Below are 18,125 nucleotides of genomic sequence, written 5' to 3' on the forward strand. Positions count from 1 at the left end.
AATAAAAAGCCTATGCCCTTACGAAAAGGTATAGGCTTTTGTCAACAATCTGAAGCTGTCTTAGACAGCTTTTATTCCATTAATATATACATTTTTAATTGTATTATTCAAATCAATCAAACTTTTTGTACAAATTATAAAGTCAGCATCTTTGCCTTCTTTGATAGAACCAACTTGATTCTCTAAATGTAAGATTTTAGCGGGATTGATTGTGATGGCCTTGATGGCTTCTAGTTCTGGTAGTCCTGCCTTATGTGCAAGTGCGGCATTTAATGGCAGATATTGTTGGGGATTGAATGGGGAATCGGTTGTGATCGCAAATAAGATTCCTTTTTCATACATCTTATTTGGGGTTTCAAACGAATCGTTGGCACATTCAAACTTATCTTTATGACAAAGGCTTGGTCCACAAATACATGGAAAACCACTCTCTTTGATTTGGTCTAGAATCGCTTGTGAATCCGTCGCATGATCTAAGGTGATTTCAATATCGTATTCTTTTGCGATACGAATTGCCGTTAACATATCATCGGCTCTATGGGCATGACACTTTAATGGAATCTCTTTTTTGATGACTGGAATCATGGCTTCTAGTTTTTGATCATAATCTACATCTTTACCAGATTCTTTTTTAGCTAAGTATTCTTTTGTCTTAGCTAGAGTTTCTCTAAGTAATGCACTGATTTGCATACGCGTATCAATTTTCTTTCCTTTGTAGCAATTCTTTGGGTTTTCACCAAAAGCCGCCTTCATCGCAATTGGATTTTGAATTGTCATTTCATCAATACAATTTCCTTTTGTCTTATACGCAAAGAATGTTCCACCAATCACATTGGCACTACCAGGTCCTGCAGCTACCGTTGTGACTCCTGCTTCTAATGCAGTTTGTACGGTTTCATCCATTGGATTACAACCATCAATACCACGCATGTTTGGAGTGATTGGATCTGTGATTTCATTTAAATCATTGCCTTCAAAGCCAATAGCTGTTTCTTCCATGCCCAAATGACAATGGGCTTCTACCATGCCTGGATATACATTGAATCCTGTAAGATCTTGAACATCTTCATCTTTGGGTTCTAAATTCTTTCCAATCTCTGTAAATACACCTTTATTGACTCGAAAATCCCCAATAAAAGGATCTTCTTCCATGGTATAAATAGTGGCATTTTTAAAAAGCATTAAGCGGCCTTCTTTCCGTCGACATAAACATCTTTGATTTCATTTGTCGTATCTAGGATGTTCTTTGTACAAATCACAAAGTCAGCGTCTTTACCTTCCTTGATAGAACCTACACGATTGTCTAAGCCTAAGATTTTAGCTGGATTGATTGTGATGGCTTTAATAGCTTCATATTCAGGAAGACCTGCTTTAGCAGCTAGAGCAGCACTTAAAGAAAGATATTGTTGAGGCACTACAGGAGAGTCTGTAATGATTGAGAATAAAATACCAGCTTTATATAGTTCGTTTGGTGTTTCAAATGACATATTCGCAAGCTCAAATTTTGATTTGTGAGTCAAAGCAGGTCCACAAATACAAGGGAATCCACTTTCTTTGATTTGAGGAATGATACAACGAGCATCTGTAACATGATCTAATGTCACTTTAATATCATATTCTTTCGCAATGCGAATCACTGTTAAAATATCATCGGCTCTATGACAATGGCACTTTAATGGAATTTCTCTTTTGACAACAGGAATCATAGCCTCTAACTTTTGGTCATAAGCTACATCTTTACCTAATTCTTTTTTCTTCATGTATTCCTTTGTCTTTTCTAATGTTTCTCTTAAAAGAGCACTAATCTGCATACGCGTATCAATTTTCTTTCCTTGATAACAACGCTTAGGGTTTTCACCAAAGGCTGCCTTCATAGCCAAAGGATTTTGAATGCTCATTTCATCAATACAATTTCCTTTCGTCTTATACGCAAAGAAAGTTCCACCAATCACATTGGCACTACCAGGTCCTGCAGCTACCGTTGTAACTCCACCTTTTAATGCGGATTCGATTGTTTCATCCATTGGATTACATCCATCAATACCACGCATATTTGGTGTGATTGGATCTGTGATCTCATTGACATCATCGCCTTCAAAACGAATAGCTGTTTCTTCCATACCAAGATGGCAATGGCTTTCAACTAAACCAGGAAATACATATAGACCATTTAGATCTTGTACATCTTCACCTTCACTTGCTGTTAAATTTGTTCCAATTTGTGTAAATACACCTTTATCAATTTTAAAATCACCTACAAATGGATCTTGTTCCATTGTATAAATTGTTGCGTTCTTAAATAACATTATGCTTCCTTCTTTCCATTAATATATACATTTTTAATTTCATTTTGTGTATCTAAAATATTCTTTGTACAAATCACAAAGTCTGCATCCTTACCAGTTTTAATAGAACCAATACGATCATCCAGTTTTAAAATCTTAGCTGGATTGATTGTGATGGCCTTAATAGCTTCATATTCTGGAAGACCTGCTTTTGCGGCTAAAGCTGCACTTAATGATAAGTATTGTTCGGGTACTACAGGAGAGTCTGTGATAATAGAAAATAGAATACCGGCTTTATAGAATTCATTGGCTGTTTCAAAAGACATATTTTTAACTTCATATTTTGATTTATGCCCCAAACAAGGACCTAGAATACATGGAAAACCACTTTCTTTAATTTGTGGAATAATGCTTCTTCCATCTGTTACATGATCTAATGTCACTTCAATGTCATATTCTTTCGCAATACGAATCACGGTTAAAATATCATCGGCTCTATGACAATGACACTTTAATGGCATTTCCTTTTTAATAACCGGAATCATGGCTTCTAGTTTTTGATCATAAGCTACATCTTTTCCAGCTTCTTTTTTAGCTAAGTATTCTTTAGTCTTAGCTAGAGTTTCTCTAAGCAATGCACTAATCTGCATACGCGTATCAATTTTATTTCCTTTGTAGCAACGCTTAGGGTTTTCACCAAATGCGGCCTTCATAGCTAAAGGATTTTGAATTGTCATTTCATCAATGCAGTTACCTGCAGTTTTATACGCAAAGAAAGTTCCACCAATCACATTAGCACTACCTGGTCCTGCAGCGACTGTAGTCACTCCGCTTTTTAATGCTTCTTTAATTGTTTCATCCATTGGATTACAGCCATCAATACCGCGAATGTTGGGTGTGACTGGATCTGTGACTTCATTTCCATCCTCACCTTCAAAGCCAATGGAAGAACATACCATGCCTAAATGGCTGTGGGCATCAATAAGGCCAGGGAAGACATATAATCCATTTAGGTCTTGTACTTCTTCATCTTTGGGACTTAAATCTTTTCCAATTTCAGTAAATACACCTTTATCAACCCGAAAATCACCAATAAAAGGTTCTTCTTCTATAGTATAAATAGTCGCGTTCTTAAATAACATTACACAGCCTTCTTTCCATTGATATAAACGGATTGAATTTCATTTTGTGTATCAAGAATATTCTTAGTACAAATAATAAAGTCAGCATCTTTACCGGCTTTAATAGAACCTACGCGATTATCGAGTTTTAAAATCTTAGCTGGATTGATCGTGATTGCTTTGATAGCTTCATATTCATCCATACCTTCTTTTGCGGCAAGAGCGGCACATAAAGATAAATATTGTTCTGGAATAACTGGAGAATCAGTAGTGATGGAAACTAAGATTCCAGCTTTGTTTAATACGCCAGGCGTTTTAAAGGATTTGGATTTTAATTCAAATTTAGTCTTATGACCAAAACTAGGACCGCAAATACATGGATATCCGCTTTCTTTGATTTGTTCGACAATGCATCTTGCATCCGTCGCATGATCTAAAGTTACTTCAATGTCATATTCTTTCGCAATACGAATAACAGTTAAAATATCATCAGCTCTATGTGCATGGCACTTCAATGGCAATTCTTTTTTGATAACTGGAATCATGGCTTCTAACTTTTGATCATAATCTACATCTTTACCAGATTCTTTCTTTAACATATATTCTTTAGTTTTAGCTAGAGTTTCTCTAAGTAATGCACTGATCTGCATACGCGTATCAATTTTCTTTCCTTGATAACAACGCTTAGGGTTTTCACCAAAGGCTGCCTTCATAGCCAAAGGATTTTGAATGCTCATTTCATCGATACAATTTCCTTTCGTCTTATACGCAAAGAAAGTTCCACCAAGAACGTTGGCACTACCAGGACCTGCAGCTACTGTAGTTACACCACCTTTTAATGCGAGTTCTACTGTTTCATCCATTGGATTACATCCATCAATTCCACGCATATTCGGTGTGATTGGATCTGTGATTTCATTGACATCATTCCCTTCAAAACGAATGGCTGTTTCTTCCATACCTAAATGGCAATGGCTTTCAACTAAACCAGGAAATACATATAAACCATTTAGATCTTGTACATCTTCTCCTTCATTAGCTGTTAAATCTTTTCCTATTTCTGTAAATACACCCTTATCGATTTTAAAATCACCTACAAAAGGGTCTTGTTCCATTGTATAAATGGTTGCGTTCTTGAATAACATATAATCACCTCTAGAATATATTGTATCATGTAATGTAAAAAAATTACATATAATATGAAAATAATTTGTAAATAAAACTCGTTTGTCTTTCATAACCTTATTCTATATAATGATTTGGGTGAGTTTATGGCAAAGAAAAAGAGAAAAGTAAATACGAAACGAATCGCAATTGTCGCGTTGATTCCAGTCGTTTGTATCGCATTAATGATTGCGAATTTTACAAGTATTCGTTTGAGTATTAAAGGGTATCACAAAGAAGATAAAAAGGTTGTATTAGAATTAGAGAAGGAAGATATTAAAGATATCTTGCAGTATGATCAAATCATTAATATTTCAAAGTGGGATAAAGTAAAGAATGATGCACATTACTTGTTGTATGATGAGTATTACAGGGCTTCTAAAAAGAGCGTAAAAAAAGTGGTGTATTATATTGACTCTTACTATGAAAGAATGGAAGATTTGAATTATTTAGGGTATACAAAAGATATTTTGTTTAAGAATTCAGATGTATATACCATTTCAAATTTGGATACATTGATTTCAGCAAGTGTACCTTATAAAAAGGCAAAGAAATATTTGGCGATTAAAGGGGCACAAATCAAAGATATCAAGGAATATGTGGATTCTGGATTAAAGCCTTTAAAAGCTGTATTAACCGTTTCTTATCCAGGCATTGATTCAAGTAAGCGTGATGATCGTACATATACCATTGAGGATCCCTCAAATATGTTGGTTTTAATTAAAAATGGTTTTAGTGTTCCAAGTGATTATGTACCAAGTGATTTAAGAGATGTAAATATTCCTTATCAAAGTGAAGTGGGGCAATTAAGAGATGAAGCGGCAACTGCCCTTGAAAATATGTATAAGGATGGATTGAAACAAGGTTATAGTATTGCGATCAAGAGTTCGTATCGTTCTTATGACACACAATTAGCAGTATATAATGAATATTTTGCGATGTATGATGCGGCTTATGCGGCAAGTTTAGTTTCGATTCCAGGATCAAGTGAACACCAATGCGGATTGAGTGTGGATCTAACAAGTCAAAGTGTAATGGATGGAACGTATGGGACATTTGGCGAAACATCAGACTATAATTGGGTTGAAGAAAATGCCTATAAATATGGATTTATTTTGCGTTTCCCAGAAAATACGGGAGCCCGTACAGGAGCTACCAATGAGCCATGGCACTTTAGATATGTAGGGAAAGAAGCAGCTAAAGAAATTCATGATAAGGGATGGATCTTAGAGGATTATATTGAACATCATGGATTTACATACAATTTGCATTTGAATTGACGAATATAAAGGGATTAGTTTATGCTAACTACGGTGATGATTATGTGGTTAGGATTACTAATTCCTTTTTTTGGAACGACTTTGGGTTCAGCTGTTGTGTTCTTTGTCAAAAATAAAAAGAATGAACTTTTGTCTAGATGCTTTTCCGGTATTGCCTCAGGTGTTATGGTGGCTGCAAGTATTTGGTCTTTATTGATTCCAGCGATGGAACAAGAAAAGAATATTTTGGCCATTGTGCTTGGCATATTCTTAGGAGCTTTATTACTGCTTTTCTTAGATTGTATTGTACCTCACATGCATCCTGGAACAAATGATGAAGAGGGAAAAGAGTCGCATCTAAAGAAAACGACAAAACTAGTTTTTGCGGTTACTTTGCATAATATTCCAGAAGGTATGGCCGTAGGTATTGTACTAGCACATGCGATTCAAACAGGAAATCTCTTTTCGAGTTTAGCTTTATCTATAGGGATTGCGATTCAAAACTTTCCCGAAGGTGCTATTCTTTCTTTGCCATTAAAGAGTAATGGCTATTCGAAACATAAGGCATTTTTGGTAGGTGCCTTATCGGGGATTGTTGAACCTGTATTTGGCTATGTTACAATTTTGTTTTCAAATTGGATCCTACAATGCTTGCCACTTTGTTTAAGTTTTGCGGCAGGCGCTATGTTGTTTGTTGTGGTTGAAGAGCTTGTTCCTGAAATGGCACAAGGAAAACACTCGAATCTTCCAACACTTTCTTTCTTGTTTGGATTTTGTATCATGATGATATTGGATGTGGTTTTAGGATAAGCTTTCATTTTTTTCAGAAAAGAGTTAAAATTATTTTACATAATGTAGAAGACCAATTGGAATTCTGCATTTTCTTTTGGGAAGGGTGAAGGCGTTGGAAAGTACAGATTTATTAAAGGGAAGTATATGGAAGTCGATTTTGATTTTCTCTTTACCATTACTGGTTGGGAATTTATTTCAACAATTATACAATACAGTCGATTCGTATGTGGTAGGAAACTTTGTCAGTTCACATGCCTTAGCAGCTGTAGGACAATCCACTTCAATCATTAATATGTTGGTTGGATTCTTTATGGGATTATCAACAGGTGCTGGTGTTGTGATTGCACAATATTTTGGAGCTAAAGAAACAAAAAAGATGCAGGATTCGATTCATACATCTTTAGCTTTAACTTTAGTTTTATGTGTCTTATTCACAATATTGGGTATTGCTCTATCTAAACCCATTTTAGTCATGATTGGTTCGCCTAAAGAAGTTTTACCTTTGGCTGTGATTTATCTACAGATTTATTTTGCGGGTGTATCCTTTTCATTAATTTATAATATGGGAGCCGGTATTTTAAGAGCTTTAGGGGATAGTAAAAATCCATTGATTTACTTAGTTGTATCCAGTTTAGTGAATATTGTTCTAGACTTTGTGTTTGTGATCTACTTTCATTTAGGTGTTGCTGGTGTGGGTATTGCGACAACTTTGGCACAGCTCGTTTCAGCCATTCTAGTTATGCGCGAGTTAATACATACAGATAAAGATTATAAGGTATATATTTCTAAGATTCGTTTTTCAAAGCCAATTCTATCAAGAATTATTTCAATAGGAATTCCGGCAGCTCTACAAAATAGTATTGTTTCTTTTTCCAATGTGATTGTTCAATCGTATATTTCTAAATTTGGATCGGCTGCTGTTGCAGGATATAGTACAACGACAAAACTAGATGGTTTCTTGCAGCTACCAATTCAAAGTTTCTCGATGGCCATCACAACATTTGTGGGACAGAACTATGGAGCTCAAAACTATAAGCGTATAAGAAAAGGCTTGTATACAACATTATTGATGTGTGAAGTTATTATCGCATTAGGAGCTTTCTTGATTTATACAAATGGAGAGTTCTTAGTCGGATTGTTCTCACAAGATAAAGATGTGATTGTATCTGGTGTGACTATGATTTCTGTCTTTGCGCCAGGCTATATCTTCCTTCCTTTATCCCACATTACGGCAGGTGCTTTAAGAGGTGTTGGATTATCTAAAGTACCAATGTATTCGATGATTTTATGTTTCGTTATTTTAAGACAAGTCTATTTATTTGTGGCAACACAATTCAGTTTGGAATTAATTACTGTATTCTTGGGATGGCCACTGACATGGATTGTAAATGCAGCGCTATTGATGTGGTATTATCATATATATTCAAAGAAATTAGTTAGAGGCGATATTTATTAATCGTCTCCTTTTTTATACCCTTGAAGCGAAAATAAATAATGGGTATAATGGGTATAAAAGATTGTGGGTGAAGAATTATGGATAATGAGAAAATAATCGAGCATATCGCAGAAATAGAGCGTGAGATTGCCGTTTTACCGGCAGGTGGTGTTTCTAAAAAGAATGTACATGGTAATATTTATTATTATCATAGAATCACTCAGAATGGGAAGCGAATAGAAAAATATGTAAAAGCAGATGAAGTTGATGAACTTATATCGAATATTGAGAAAAGGAAAAAATTAGAAAAGGAATTAAAAAAATTAAAACAATGTATGCCTAAAGAAAAAAATCTTGATTTTAAGACAAAGGTGCTTGTTGGGGATAGATTAAAATCTTTAATTTCAATTATACGAAACTATAAAAAAAGAGAATGTATTCAAATACTTAGAGATTATATCTTCAAAGACATAGCTGATAAAGTATTTATATTGTATGGATTAAGACGAACAGGGAAAACCACATTGATTCGTCAAATTATTTTAGAATTGTCTGAATCTGATTTTAATAAAGCTGCATTTATTCAAATTACATCAAAAGATTCTTTATCCGATATTGACGAAGATCTTAGACTATTAGAAAAAAATGGATATAAATATGTATTTTTGGATGAAGTGACATTGATGGAAGATTTCATTGAAGGGGCTTCTTTATTTTCTGATATATATGCCAGTAGTGGAATGAAAATTGTTCTTTCTGGCACAGATTCACTTGGCTTTGCGTTTTCTAAAGAAGAACAATTATACGATCGATGCATAATGCTTCATACAACATTTATACCCTATAGAGAATTTGAAAATGTACTTGGTATATATGGGATTGATGAGTATATACGGTATGGAGGGACAATGAGTCTTGGTGGAATTAATTATAATGCAAGCACACCATTTTCAAATATTAAGGATACAGAAGAGTATATTAATACGTCAATTGCGAAGAATATCCAACATTCCTTAAAGATGTATCAATATGGTGGTCATTTTCGTCAACTTTTAGATTTATATGAAAAAGGAGAGCTTACGAATGTGATTAATCGAGTAGTAGAAGATATGAATCATAGATTTACTAAAAATGTTGTAGAAAGTACATTTAAATCTCACGATATAGGGGTCACTGCCAATAATTTGTTGAGAGATAGAGTGGATCCAATAAATATTCGAAAACATATGGAACTAGATAAGGTGACTCTGGGAATAAAAAACATGCTTGATATTTTAAATAAGGAAGAACAAAGTATTGATATTAGTGATGTGCATATGACTCAAATTAAAGAGTATTTGGCAATATTGGACTTAATAAAAGAAATAGATTTAGAATATTTACCAGAAGTAAACCAGAAGAGTAAAATTGTTGTTGTTACACAACCTGGTTTAAGATATGCACAAGCTGAAGCTATTGTTGAGAATCTTCTTTTAGACGAAAAATTCCAAGAATTAGATATCCAAAAAAGGACACATATTTTAGAACGTTTACTTAGTGAAATTCGTGGCAGAATGATGGAGGATATAGTTCTTTTGGAAACAAAACTCGCAAAAAAAGATAAACATGTTTTTAAATTGCAATTTCCAATTGGTGAGTTTGATATGGTTGTGCAAGATCCAAAAACATTATCATGTGAAATATATGAAATAAAATATAGTAACCAACGAGCACGTGAACAATATCGACATATAAATGATGAAGAAAAATGTGCGATGACGATACATCGATATGGCAATATCACAGGACGTTATGTTATTTATCGTGGAGAAAATACAGAAATGGATTCTATTCAGTACTTAAATGTTGAAGACTACTTAAAAAGTTTGGAGAAAACAAGGTAAGGGGCGAGATTTAGTAGAGTCTCGCCTTTTTTCTTTGTTTCGAATTGGGAATATTTAATTCCTTTCTATATTTTGATATGGTTCTTCTGGATGCGTAGAGTTCCATATTTTCAAGTTCTTCTACAATTTCTTCATCTTGTAGAGGATTTTCTGGATTTTCCACTTCAATTAATAATTGAATGGCCTTTTGAATAGAGTCTTTACTGCTTCCTTTGTGTGTTTTTGAAATAAATAAATCTTTTACAGGATACATATGATCATTAAATTCATAATATTTATCACTCAAAGTCCTAGAAACGGTTGAAATCGAGTAGCCTGATTCTTGAGCAATTTCTTTAAGTGTGCATTCTTTTAAATCATCTTGAAATAGAAAATAATTCTTTTGATGTGTGATCAATATATTTGCGAGTAGAAGAATGGTTTTGTTTCGACGATTGATACTATCTATATAAAACTTAGCTTCATTTAAATATTTTTTAGCTTCTTTTGACAATTTTACTTCTTCGCAATGAAGCGATAGATTTCCCATTTCTTTGGGGATGATTTTTAATTGATCTTCATCAATTTCAATTGTGAATTCAGGTAAAGCTAAATTTGTCCTACTTTCTGTGTCATATTCACTGCAAGGAAATGGATTGCACTCTTGCATGTGAGCTAATTCATCAAATACAGATTCATAAGGTATATCTAAAGATTCAGAAATTGTATAGAAATCTTTTTCTTCAAGTTCTTTTGAATAATTCTTTAAAATAGTGTATGCGATTGTATAGCCTTTTTCTTTTAATTGAATCATTAAAGAATCAATACTATTTTTAGCAGCCACACCAATGGGTTCAAAGGTTTGAATGAAAGAGAGTGTTTCTTCAAATTGTGTTTTAGTACATTTTAAGTCCGATAGGACAGTTTGGATGTCTTGATCAAAGAAGCCATGATTATCTAAGGATTCAATAATATAATGGGCAATGGGTTCATTGTATTTTTTAGTGCTTGTATGCAGCTGTAAATAAAGTTCATCCTTTAGACTTGGCTTATTGGAAATGCCTGCTTCAAGATATTGTTGAATATCTTGACTTGGAGTGTATTCTAAAAAAGGATTATTTTGACTGACATTATATAAAAGATCCGATAAAGTCTGTCTATCTTTACTTAATATTTCTAGATGCGACTTTAAACCCGTTGTCATATGGAGTGTTTGTTTGTAGGTATGTGTATAAATCAAATCTTGTTTCATATGTATATATGTTATAACATATTATGGTATAATAATTCAAAAAAAGTGGAGGGGTCGTATGATAGAAAAAATATTGGCATATATTTTGGCATGTTGTAATAATAGTGAATTTGAACAAACAACAGTTGCCTTGATAAGTGAAAATTTAAAGATTAGCCGCTCACAGGTTTCTGTTGTATTAAATAAATTAGTAAAAGAAAATAAATTGATTCGCATTGAATCAAAACCGTTTTGTTTCATTTCGGTTGAATATTTGAAAGAAAAGGGAATTCCTTTTAAAAATAGTTTATATGCGAGTATAGATGATTTATTGTCAAATCAGGAAAAGAAGGATTTTGAAAAACTAGTGGGCATGAATCATTCTTTGGCTCAAACGGTTAAACAATGTAAAGCTACCATTTCATATCCTCCTAATGGATTGCCTATGCTGCTTTATGGGCCTACGGGAACGGGTAAGTCTTTAATTGCGAAACTGACATATGAGTGGGCAAGAAATCAGGGTGTCATTTCAAAAAATGGGCAATTTGTACAGGTAAACTGTAGTGAATATGCGAATAATCCGGAATTATTAACGGACAACTTATTTGGTCATGTTAAAGGTGCTTTTACAGGGGCTGAAAAAGACAATGAAGGTTTGATTGCGTTAGCAGATAATGGTGTTTTATTCTTGGATGAGGTGCATGAATTAAAGGCTGAATGCCAAGAAAAGTTGTTCTTGTTTATGGATCAAGGTATTTATCATCGTGTGGGTGATAATGAAAAGTGGTATAAGTCTAATGTTCGTATTGTATTTGCGACTACAGAAAATCCGGATAAAGTGCTGTTAAAAACATTAATGCGACGTATTCCAATGACAATCACCATTCCTAGTCTTGAACAAAGAGGTACGCAAGAGCGTATTGAGTTGTTGCATGACATTTTTAGTCAGGAAGAAAAACGTTTAGATTGTCAGATCAAAATAAGCAGTAAAGTGTATAATGCGCTGTTACAAAGTAAGATGCCAGGTAATATTGGTCAATTAAAGAGTAGTGTACAGTCTTGTTGTATCAATTCTTTATTTGATAAGGTCAATGACGAATTAGTGATTCATTTGGATAGTTTGCCTAAAGATCTTTTACAGCAAGTTTATGCGAATCAAAAAACGGTCTTGGACGATGATGAATATATATATGTGGAGGATTTGCAGGGGTACTATAATGGTACAAAAGAAATTCTTCAATTAAATGATAGCTTGTTGGCGTGTTATCGAAAATATAAAGAGGAACATACAAGCTTGGCGGATTTTATGGCAAAAGAAAAGAATTATGTTCAAAAATATTTTGATAACTTGATCTTTAGAAAGAAAGAATCAAGTCAGGTAGATTATTATAATCGTGGTGTGCAGCATATCTTTAACTTGATTGAATCGCGGTATGGATTAAAAATCACAAATAATGAAACGTTAGCTATCGCATCTTATTTAGATGAGATTCATCATGAATATCATGATTTAAGAAGCTGGTTTTTAAAACATGAAGAAGAATGTGATGATTTATATCAATTGTTGCAGGAAGAATTTTTTAGAGCGACGAATGTATCTTTAGAAATTTGTACGTATTTAAAGTCCTATCTAGAAATGGACATGTATTCCATCATTATTTGTACGTTTATCTTCTATGTTTATAATGTACAAAAAGATTCAAGGCTTTCTCAAAAAGCAGCCGTTGTACTATCACATGGTTTTTCTACGGCTTCTAGTATTGCGGATGCAGCCAATCGTTTCTTAGGACAATATATATTTGATGCGCTAGATATGCCTTTATATATTGATACGACTACAATGATTGAGAAACTGAATCGTTATTTGGATCGTATTGGCAAGGTCAAAGAATTGTATCTATTAGTGGATATGGGTAGTTTGGAAGATATTTATAAAGGTTTGCATATAGAGAATGCGAATATTGGAATTATCAACAATGTGAGTACTCCAATCGCTTTAGAAATTGGAAATGGAATTCGTAATAATGTAGAGATGGAGAGCATATTACAAAAAACGATTGATGCTTTCCGTGTCAATTTTGCGTATCATATTGAAAAGCATCAACAAAAACAGCCAGTCATTCTATGTTCTTGCGCAAGTGGATTGGGTACGGCCAAGAAATTAAAGTCGATGTTGGAGCAATCTTTTCCAGATGGAATCAATTTAGATGTGAAGACGTTGAATTATTCGGAATTGATTGAATTAGGTAAAAAGAACAATGTATTTGAAGAATATGACGTTTTATGTGTACTTGGAACGTTAGATCCAAATATGGAGGACATTCCATTTGTGGGTATTGAAGATTTGATTATTGAAGATACATTTGGTGATTTCAATCAATACTTCAAGGATTATATGGATGAAGAACAGCTGTCTTTGTTTGATAAAAATATTCTGCATAATTTCTCATTGAGTAATATTATGAATGCACTAACGATATTAAATCCGACAAAACTATTAGAGCAGGTTGCCAATGCGATTGATGTTTTACAAAAGTATGTTGGGGTTCGTTTCAGCAATCGAACTTGTTTTGGATTGTACGTACATATTTGTTGCTTGATTGAAAGACTTGTTGTTTCAAGAAATGCTGAGTATGATCCAAGCTCGGATTTCTTAAATGAACACAAAGATTTTGTGGACTATGTTAAGAAGGCGTTTAAGCAAGTAGAAGATTTCTATGGTGTAGATATTCCTACAGAGGAAATGATTCATATTTATAATTATGTGAAGAATAATTAGTAAAGATGAGGAAACTCATCTTTTTTTGTAAACTTATTTCTATGGCACAATATTTGCTTGTATATAAGTGAATGACGTAATACAGAAAGGAGAAAGATGAATGAGTAGAGTAATGTTTGCCTCGCATGGAGGATTATCTAAAGGAATGAAAGATTCAGTTTCTATGATCGTTGGAGATTTAGCTAAGGATGTAGAAACATATAGCTTGCTTCCTGGACAAAATCCTGAAGATTTTTATCAAGAAGTTTTGAAAGAAGCAAAAGAAAGTGAAGAACAAATTGTAATCTTGTGTGATATCAAAGGTGGAAGTGTTCACACAGCTTTATCTAAACTTGCAGTATTGGATAATGTAATGGTTTTTTCAGGAATGAACATGGGATTGGCATTAGATGTAGTAATGAAAAGCTTGGCCCAAAATCTTGAATTAGCAGATGCGAACGATTTGATTGAAGCAGCTAAAGAGGGAATGACAGTTATGAATGGTATGACAAGCGAAGATGATGAAGATTTCTAATAGGAGGATAAAAAAAATGATCAAATTATTAAGAGTGGATCACAGATTGTTACATGGTCAAGTTGCTTTTTCTTGGAAAAATGCAGTTGAAGCAGATTGTATCTTAATTGCGTGCGATGCAGTTATGAAAGATGATTTAAGAAAAACATCAATTAAGTTGGCAAAACCAAGTGGTGTTAAATTAGTTATTAAAAATATGGATGATGCAGTAAATGCGATCAACAGTGGTGTTACAGACAAATACAAATTATTGACTGTAGTTGAATCTATTAAGGATGCTGAAAGATTGTGTAAAGAGTGCAACATCAATAAATTAAATCTTGGTGGTACTAAGGCTACTGCTGAAACTCGTAATATTTCGAAGGCAATGAATATTACTCCAGCAGAAGAAACAATTTTAAAAGGATTATGTGAATCAGGTGTGGATGTAACAATTCAGATGGTTCCAGAAGATAATCCAGTAAACGTAGAGAAAGTATTATAGGAGGAGAAATATGTTATTACAAGCAATTTTACTTGGCTTGGTAGCAATGCTTGGAAATGCTGAATATTTGTTCGGTACAAGCTTGTTGTCAAGACCGTTGGTTATGGGAGCTTTAACAGGCGTTGTACTTGGTGATATCCCAACAGGTGTGACTTTAGGGGCAACATTAGAATTAGCATTTATGGGAGCTTTCTCAATCGGAGCTAGTATTCCACCTGAAATGATTTCAGGAACCGTATTAGGAACAGCTTTCACAATTACTACAGGAGCTGGACCAGAAACTGCATTAACTGTTGGTTTACCAGTTGCTTCATTGGTTTTAATCGCAAAGAACGTTGGAATGGTATTTATTTTACCTCCATTTGTTCACAAAGCGGATACATATGCAGCTGAAGGAAACATGGCAGGAGTTGCTAGAATGCACTTCTTAGGTGGATTCTTCGGTGTTAACTTGATTATTGGTGTTATCGTAGCATGTGGTTACTATGCAGGTGGACCTGCTGTACAGGCTTTATTAAATGTAATTCCTGAATGGATCTCAAATGGTTTACAAATCACAATGGGCTTATTACCTGCAATTGGATTTGGCTTATTGTTGATGATGATTATGGACAAAGAAGTTGCATGTTTCTTCTTCTTAGGATTCGCATTAAGCGTATACTTAGGAATTCCAGTAACTGCAATCGCAATTTTTGGAGCTATCATCGCTATCGTATTAACTCAATTACGTAGCAATTCAGCTCAAACAGCTACAGAAGGAGGATTAGACGAAGATGACGACTTCTAATAAATTAACAAAAAAAGAATTAAATCAAGTATTCTGGCGTTCATTCGGAATGGAATGGGACTGGAACTATGAAAGACAGATGAACATGGCATACTGCTACTGTATGTTACCAGTAATCAAAAAATTGTATTCAAATAAAGAAGACCAAATTGCAGCTATGCAACGTCACTTGGAATTCTTCAATACGACTCCTCAATTGTCAACATTGATTTTAGGTATTAGTGCTGCCATGGAAGAAAGCAATGCGAATAATCCTGATTTTGATACAGAAAGTATCAACAGTGTAAAAGTTTCATTGATGGGACCTTTAGCTGGTATTGGTGATTCATTCATCTGGGGAACATTACGTATTATCGCTACTGGTGTTGGTCTATCGTTAGCGAATCAAGGAAATATCTTAGGACCTATCTTATTCTTATTGATCTTCAATATTCCTGCTCAAGGATTACGTTATTACTTAATGAATGCTGGTTATAAATTAGGTAGTGGATTCTTGGCTAAGATCCAGGAAAATGGATTGATGTCAAAACTTACTTATGCAGCAAGCGTTTTAGGATTGATGGTTGTTGGTGGTATGACTGCTGAAAACGTTTCAATCAAATTCCCATTGGCATTTGGTTCTGGTGATGAAGCAACTACATTAAATGATGTATTCAACAATATCATGCCTGGTTTAATGCCATTATTATTCACATTATTGGTTTACTATTTATTGAAAAAGAAAAATATTAAGACAACTACATTGTTGTTATTGTGTGTCGCAATCGGATTGATTGGCTCATTCTTTGGTATCTTAGGTTGTTAATAAATTTAAATAAATGGAGGAAAAGAAAATGATTAAATTTAATGAACAAGAAAAAATCGATAGCGTAAATGGAGCATTGGCTCTACGCCCTCAAATCAACGAAATCGTTGATGAAATCTGCGAACGTGGATATTCAAACATTTGCTGGTTAGGTGTTGGTGGTACTTGGGCAAGTTCTATGCAGGCTACAGTACACATGAAAGAGATGAGTGCTATTGAAACTTGGGCAGAAAATGCTGCTGAATACTTAACTACAGGAAACAAACGTATTACTAAAGATACAGTTGTTATTATCTCTTCTGTAACTGGAAACACTAAAGAAGTTGTTGATGCTATCAAAAAAATCAAAGCAGAAGTTGGCGCTACAGTTATTTCATTCGTTGATGCTAAAGAAGCTATCTTATTAGACTTAGCAGACTACAAGATCTCTTATCCAATTAACGAACAATTAAAATTCTTCATGGTTGCTGACCGTTTCATGTTCAACAATGGTGAATTCGAAGACTACGAAGATATGTACGCAGAATTCGACAAATACTTAGCACAAGCTTTAGTAGAAGTTGAAAAGAAAGCTGAACCATTCGCAATTGAATTCGCTAAAAAACACTGGAATGATGAAATGCACTATTTCGTAGGTGCTGGTAACCAATGGGGAGCTACTTACTCATACGCAATGTGCTACTGGGAAGAACAATTATGGTTAAAAACTAAATCAATCACATCTAATGAATTCTTCCACGGTATGTTCGAAATCGTAACTAAAGAAACTCCAGTTACAATTTATATTGGTGAAGATGCTCAACGTCCATTATCTGAACGTGTTGCTAACTTCATTCCAAGAATTTGTGAAAACTACACAATTATTGACTCTAAAGATTACGAATTAAAGGGAATTAGTGAAAAATATCGTAAACACTTATCTCACCACGTAATGCACGCTGTAAACAACAGAATTGACGTTCACATGGAAATCGAAACTCGTCACCCAATGGAAATCCGTCGTTATTACAGAAGATTAGAATACTAAAATATAAAGGTGGAACCATTCCACCTTTTATATGTTGTTTAGGGAGCTAACTATATAAAATTCAAGTATTTTTTATGAAAAAGTTTGAAAATACAAAATAACTAGATTTTTTAGTTAGTTTTAAATTGATCTTTGAAAATGTGAATATTGGATTAAATTTAGGCATGACGAAAAGAACTTTTAAAATATGATTTTTTAAAAGTTCAGATGCTTTAGATGCATATGTCTTATCTTAATAATGCAGGATCAAATGATTGTCCTGTTTCTAGTAAATGATAAATGACTCTAAGCAGCTTTCTAATGCAGTGACCTTGAGCACAACGGTGTCCTTTACCTTGAGATATCTTCAATCGATAGTATTTCTTAAATACAGGATTATTGTTAATTACAGGCAGTATGACTTGATACAAAGTCTTTCTAAGATATTTAGATCCTTTCTTAGTTATGGCAGTGTGCTGGGCGTTGTATTGACTCGATTCATAGTGATAGGGGGCTACTCCTGCAAATTTAATGATCCGAGAAGGCTTGGAATAATTGCCAATATCTCCTAATTCGGCTAAAATAGAAGTACCAGAGAAAT

General features: G+C 33.9%; 16 protein-coding genes. 10 read left to right on the forward strand and 6 right to left on the reverse strand.

Translation table 11 applies throughout. The features are described 5' to 3' along the window. Positions 1-60: 60 nt before the first annotated feature. The 4 genes from LJE08_RS09420 to LJE08_RS09435 are packed head-to-tail and all read right to left on the reverse strand — an operon-like array spanning position 61 to position 4,551. On the reverse strand, positions 61-1,182 hold the full coding sequence (locus LJE08_RS09420; RefSeq protein ID WP_227403029.1) for an amidohydrolase: 1,122 nt from the start codon (positions 1,180-1,182) through the stop codon (positions 61-63). After that, positions 1,182-2,306: an amidohydrolase gene (locus LJE08_RS09425; RefSeq protein ID WP_227403030.1), complete on the reverse strand. Its 1,125-nt coding sequence runs from the start codon at positions 2,304-2,306 to the stop codon at positions 1,182-1,184. Before LJE08_RS09425 ends, LJE08_RS09420 begins: the two co-directional genes overlap by 1 nt. Then, positions 2,306-3,427: an amidohydrolase gene (locus tag LJE08_RS09430; RefSeq protein WP_227403031.1), complete on the reverse strand. Its 1,122-nt coding sequence runs from the start codon at positions 3,425-3,427 to the stop codon at positions 2,306-2,308. The genes LJE08_RS09425 and LJE08_RS09430 overlap by 1 nt, the downstream gene beginning before the upstream one ends. After that, a complete protein-coding gene (locus tag LJE08_RS09435; RefSeq protein ID WP_117923720.1) occupies positions 3,427-4,551 on the reverse strand; it encodes an amidohydrolase in 1,125 nt (374 codons plus the stop codon). The genes LJE08_RS09430 and LJE08_RS09435 overlap by 1 nt, the downstream gene beginning before the upstream one ends. Positions 4,552-4,677: 126 nt before the next feature. Here LJE08_RS09435 and LJE08_RS09440 point away from each other — a divergent pair, with 126 nt between their 5' ends. The 4 genes from LJE08_RS09440 to LJE08_RS09455 all read left to right on the forward strand — a co-directional run bounded on the left by LJE08_RS09440 (position 4,678) and on the right by LJE08_RS09455 (position 9,939). After that, complete coding sequence (locus tag LJE08_RS09440) at positions 4,678-5,850, forward strand: M15 family metallopeptidase (protein ID WP_227403032.1); 1,173 nt, start codon at positions 4,678-4,680, stop codon at positions 5,848-5,850. A 36-nt stretch (positions 5,851-5,886) separates the two neighbouring features. After that, the gene (locus LJE08_RS09445) at positions 5,887-6,639 is read left to right on the forward strand and encodes a ZIP family metal transporter (protein ID WP_186999343.1); all 753 of its coding nucleotides are present in this window, start codon (positions 5,887-5,889) and stop codon (positions 6,637-6,639) included. A gap of 85 nt (positions 6,640-6,724) precedes the next feature. Next, entirely contained in the window at positions 6,725-8,077 is a 1,353-nt protein-coding gene (locus LJE08_RS09450; RefSeq protein ID WP_227403033.1) for an MATE family efflux transporter, read from the forward strand. Positions 8,078-8,154: 77 nt separating this feature from the next. After that, the gene (locus LJE08_RS09455; protein WP_117923714.1) at positions 8,155-9,939 is read left to right on the forward strand and encodes an AAA family ATPase; all 1,785 of its coding nucleotides are present in this window, start codon (positions 8,155-8,157) and stop codon (positions 9,937-9,939) included. 10 nt (positions 9,940-9,949) lie between these two features. Here LJE08_RS09455 and LJE08_RS09460 read toward each other — a convergent pair whose 3' ends face one another. Then, on the reverse strand, positions 9,950-11,170 hold the full coding sequence (locus tag LJE08_RS09460) for a LacI family DNA-binding transcriptional regulator (protein WP_227403034.1): 1,221 nt from the start codon (positions 11,168-11,170) through the stop codon (positions 9,950-9,952). Between the two features lie 58 nt (positions 11,171-11,228). On the opposite strand from LJE08_RS09460, the gene LJE08_RS09465 reads away from it, so the two are divergent. From LJE08_RS09465 to LJE08_RS09490, 6 genes are all read left to right on the forward strand, one after another. Next, positions 11,229-13,928 (forward strand): sigma 54-interacting transcriptional regulator, encoded by a 2,700-nt coding sequence (locus tag LJE08_RS09465; RefSeq protein ID WP_227403035.1) that lies wholly within the window; start codon positions 11,229-11,231, stop codon positions 13,926-13,928. A gap of 100 nt (positions 13,929-14,028) precedes the next feature. After that, positions 14,029-14,442: a PTS sugar transporter subunit IIA gene (locus LJE08_RS09470; protein WP_227403036.1), complete on the forward strand. Its 414-nt coding sequence runs from the start codon at positions 14,029-14,031 to the stop codon at positions 14,440-14,442. Positions 14,443-14,458: 16 nt separating this feature from the next. Continuing rightward, the gene (locus LJE08_RS09475) at positions 14,459-14,926 is read left to right on the forward strand and encodes a PTS sugar transporter subunit IIB (RefSeq protein ID WP_217256885.1); all 468 of its coding nucleotides are present in this window, start codon (positions 14,459-14,461) and stop codon (positions 14,924-14,926) included. Between the two features lie 10 nt (positions 14,927-14,936). After that, positions 14,937-15,713 carry a PTS sugar transporter subunit IIC gene (locus LJE08_RS09480; RefSeq protein WP_118114703.1) on the forward strand — a complete coding sequence of 259 codons (777 nt, stop codon included), beginning with the start codon at positions 14,937-14,939 and terminating at the stop codon, positions 15,711-15,713. Next, entirely contained in the window at positions 15,700-16,518 is an 819-nt protein-coding gene (locus LJE08_RS09485; RefSeq protein WP_217256886.1) for a PTS system mannose/fructose/sorbose family transporter subunit IID, read from the forward strand. Before LJE08_RS09480 ends, LJE08_RS09485 begins: the two co-directional genes overlap by 14 nt. A 28-nt stretch (positions 16,519-16,546) precedes the next feature. Beyond that, the gene (locus tag LJE08_RS09490; RefSeq protein WP_227403037.1) at positions 16,547-17,545 is read left to right on the forward strand and encodes an SIS domain-containing protein; all 999 of its coding nucleotides are present in this window, start codon (positions 16,547-16,549) and stop codon (positions 17,543-17,545) included. 227 nt (positions 17,546-17,772) lie between these two features. Here the strand turns inward: LJE08_RS09490 and LJE08_RS09495 are convergent. Then, on the reverse strand, positions 17,773-18,125 hold a 353-nt coding region (locus tag LJE08_RS09495; protein ID WP_227403038.1), incomplete at its 5' end, for a transposase.

The sequence above is a fragment of the Holdemanella sp. DFI.5.55 genome (genome assembly GCF_020593575.1).
GTDB classification, from domain to species: Bacteria; Bacillota_I; Bacilli_A; order Erysipelotrichales; family Erysipelotrichaceae; genus Holdemanella; species Holdemanella hominis.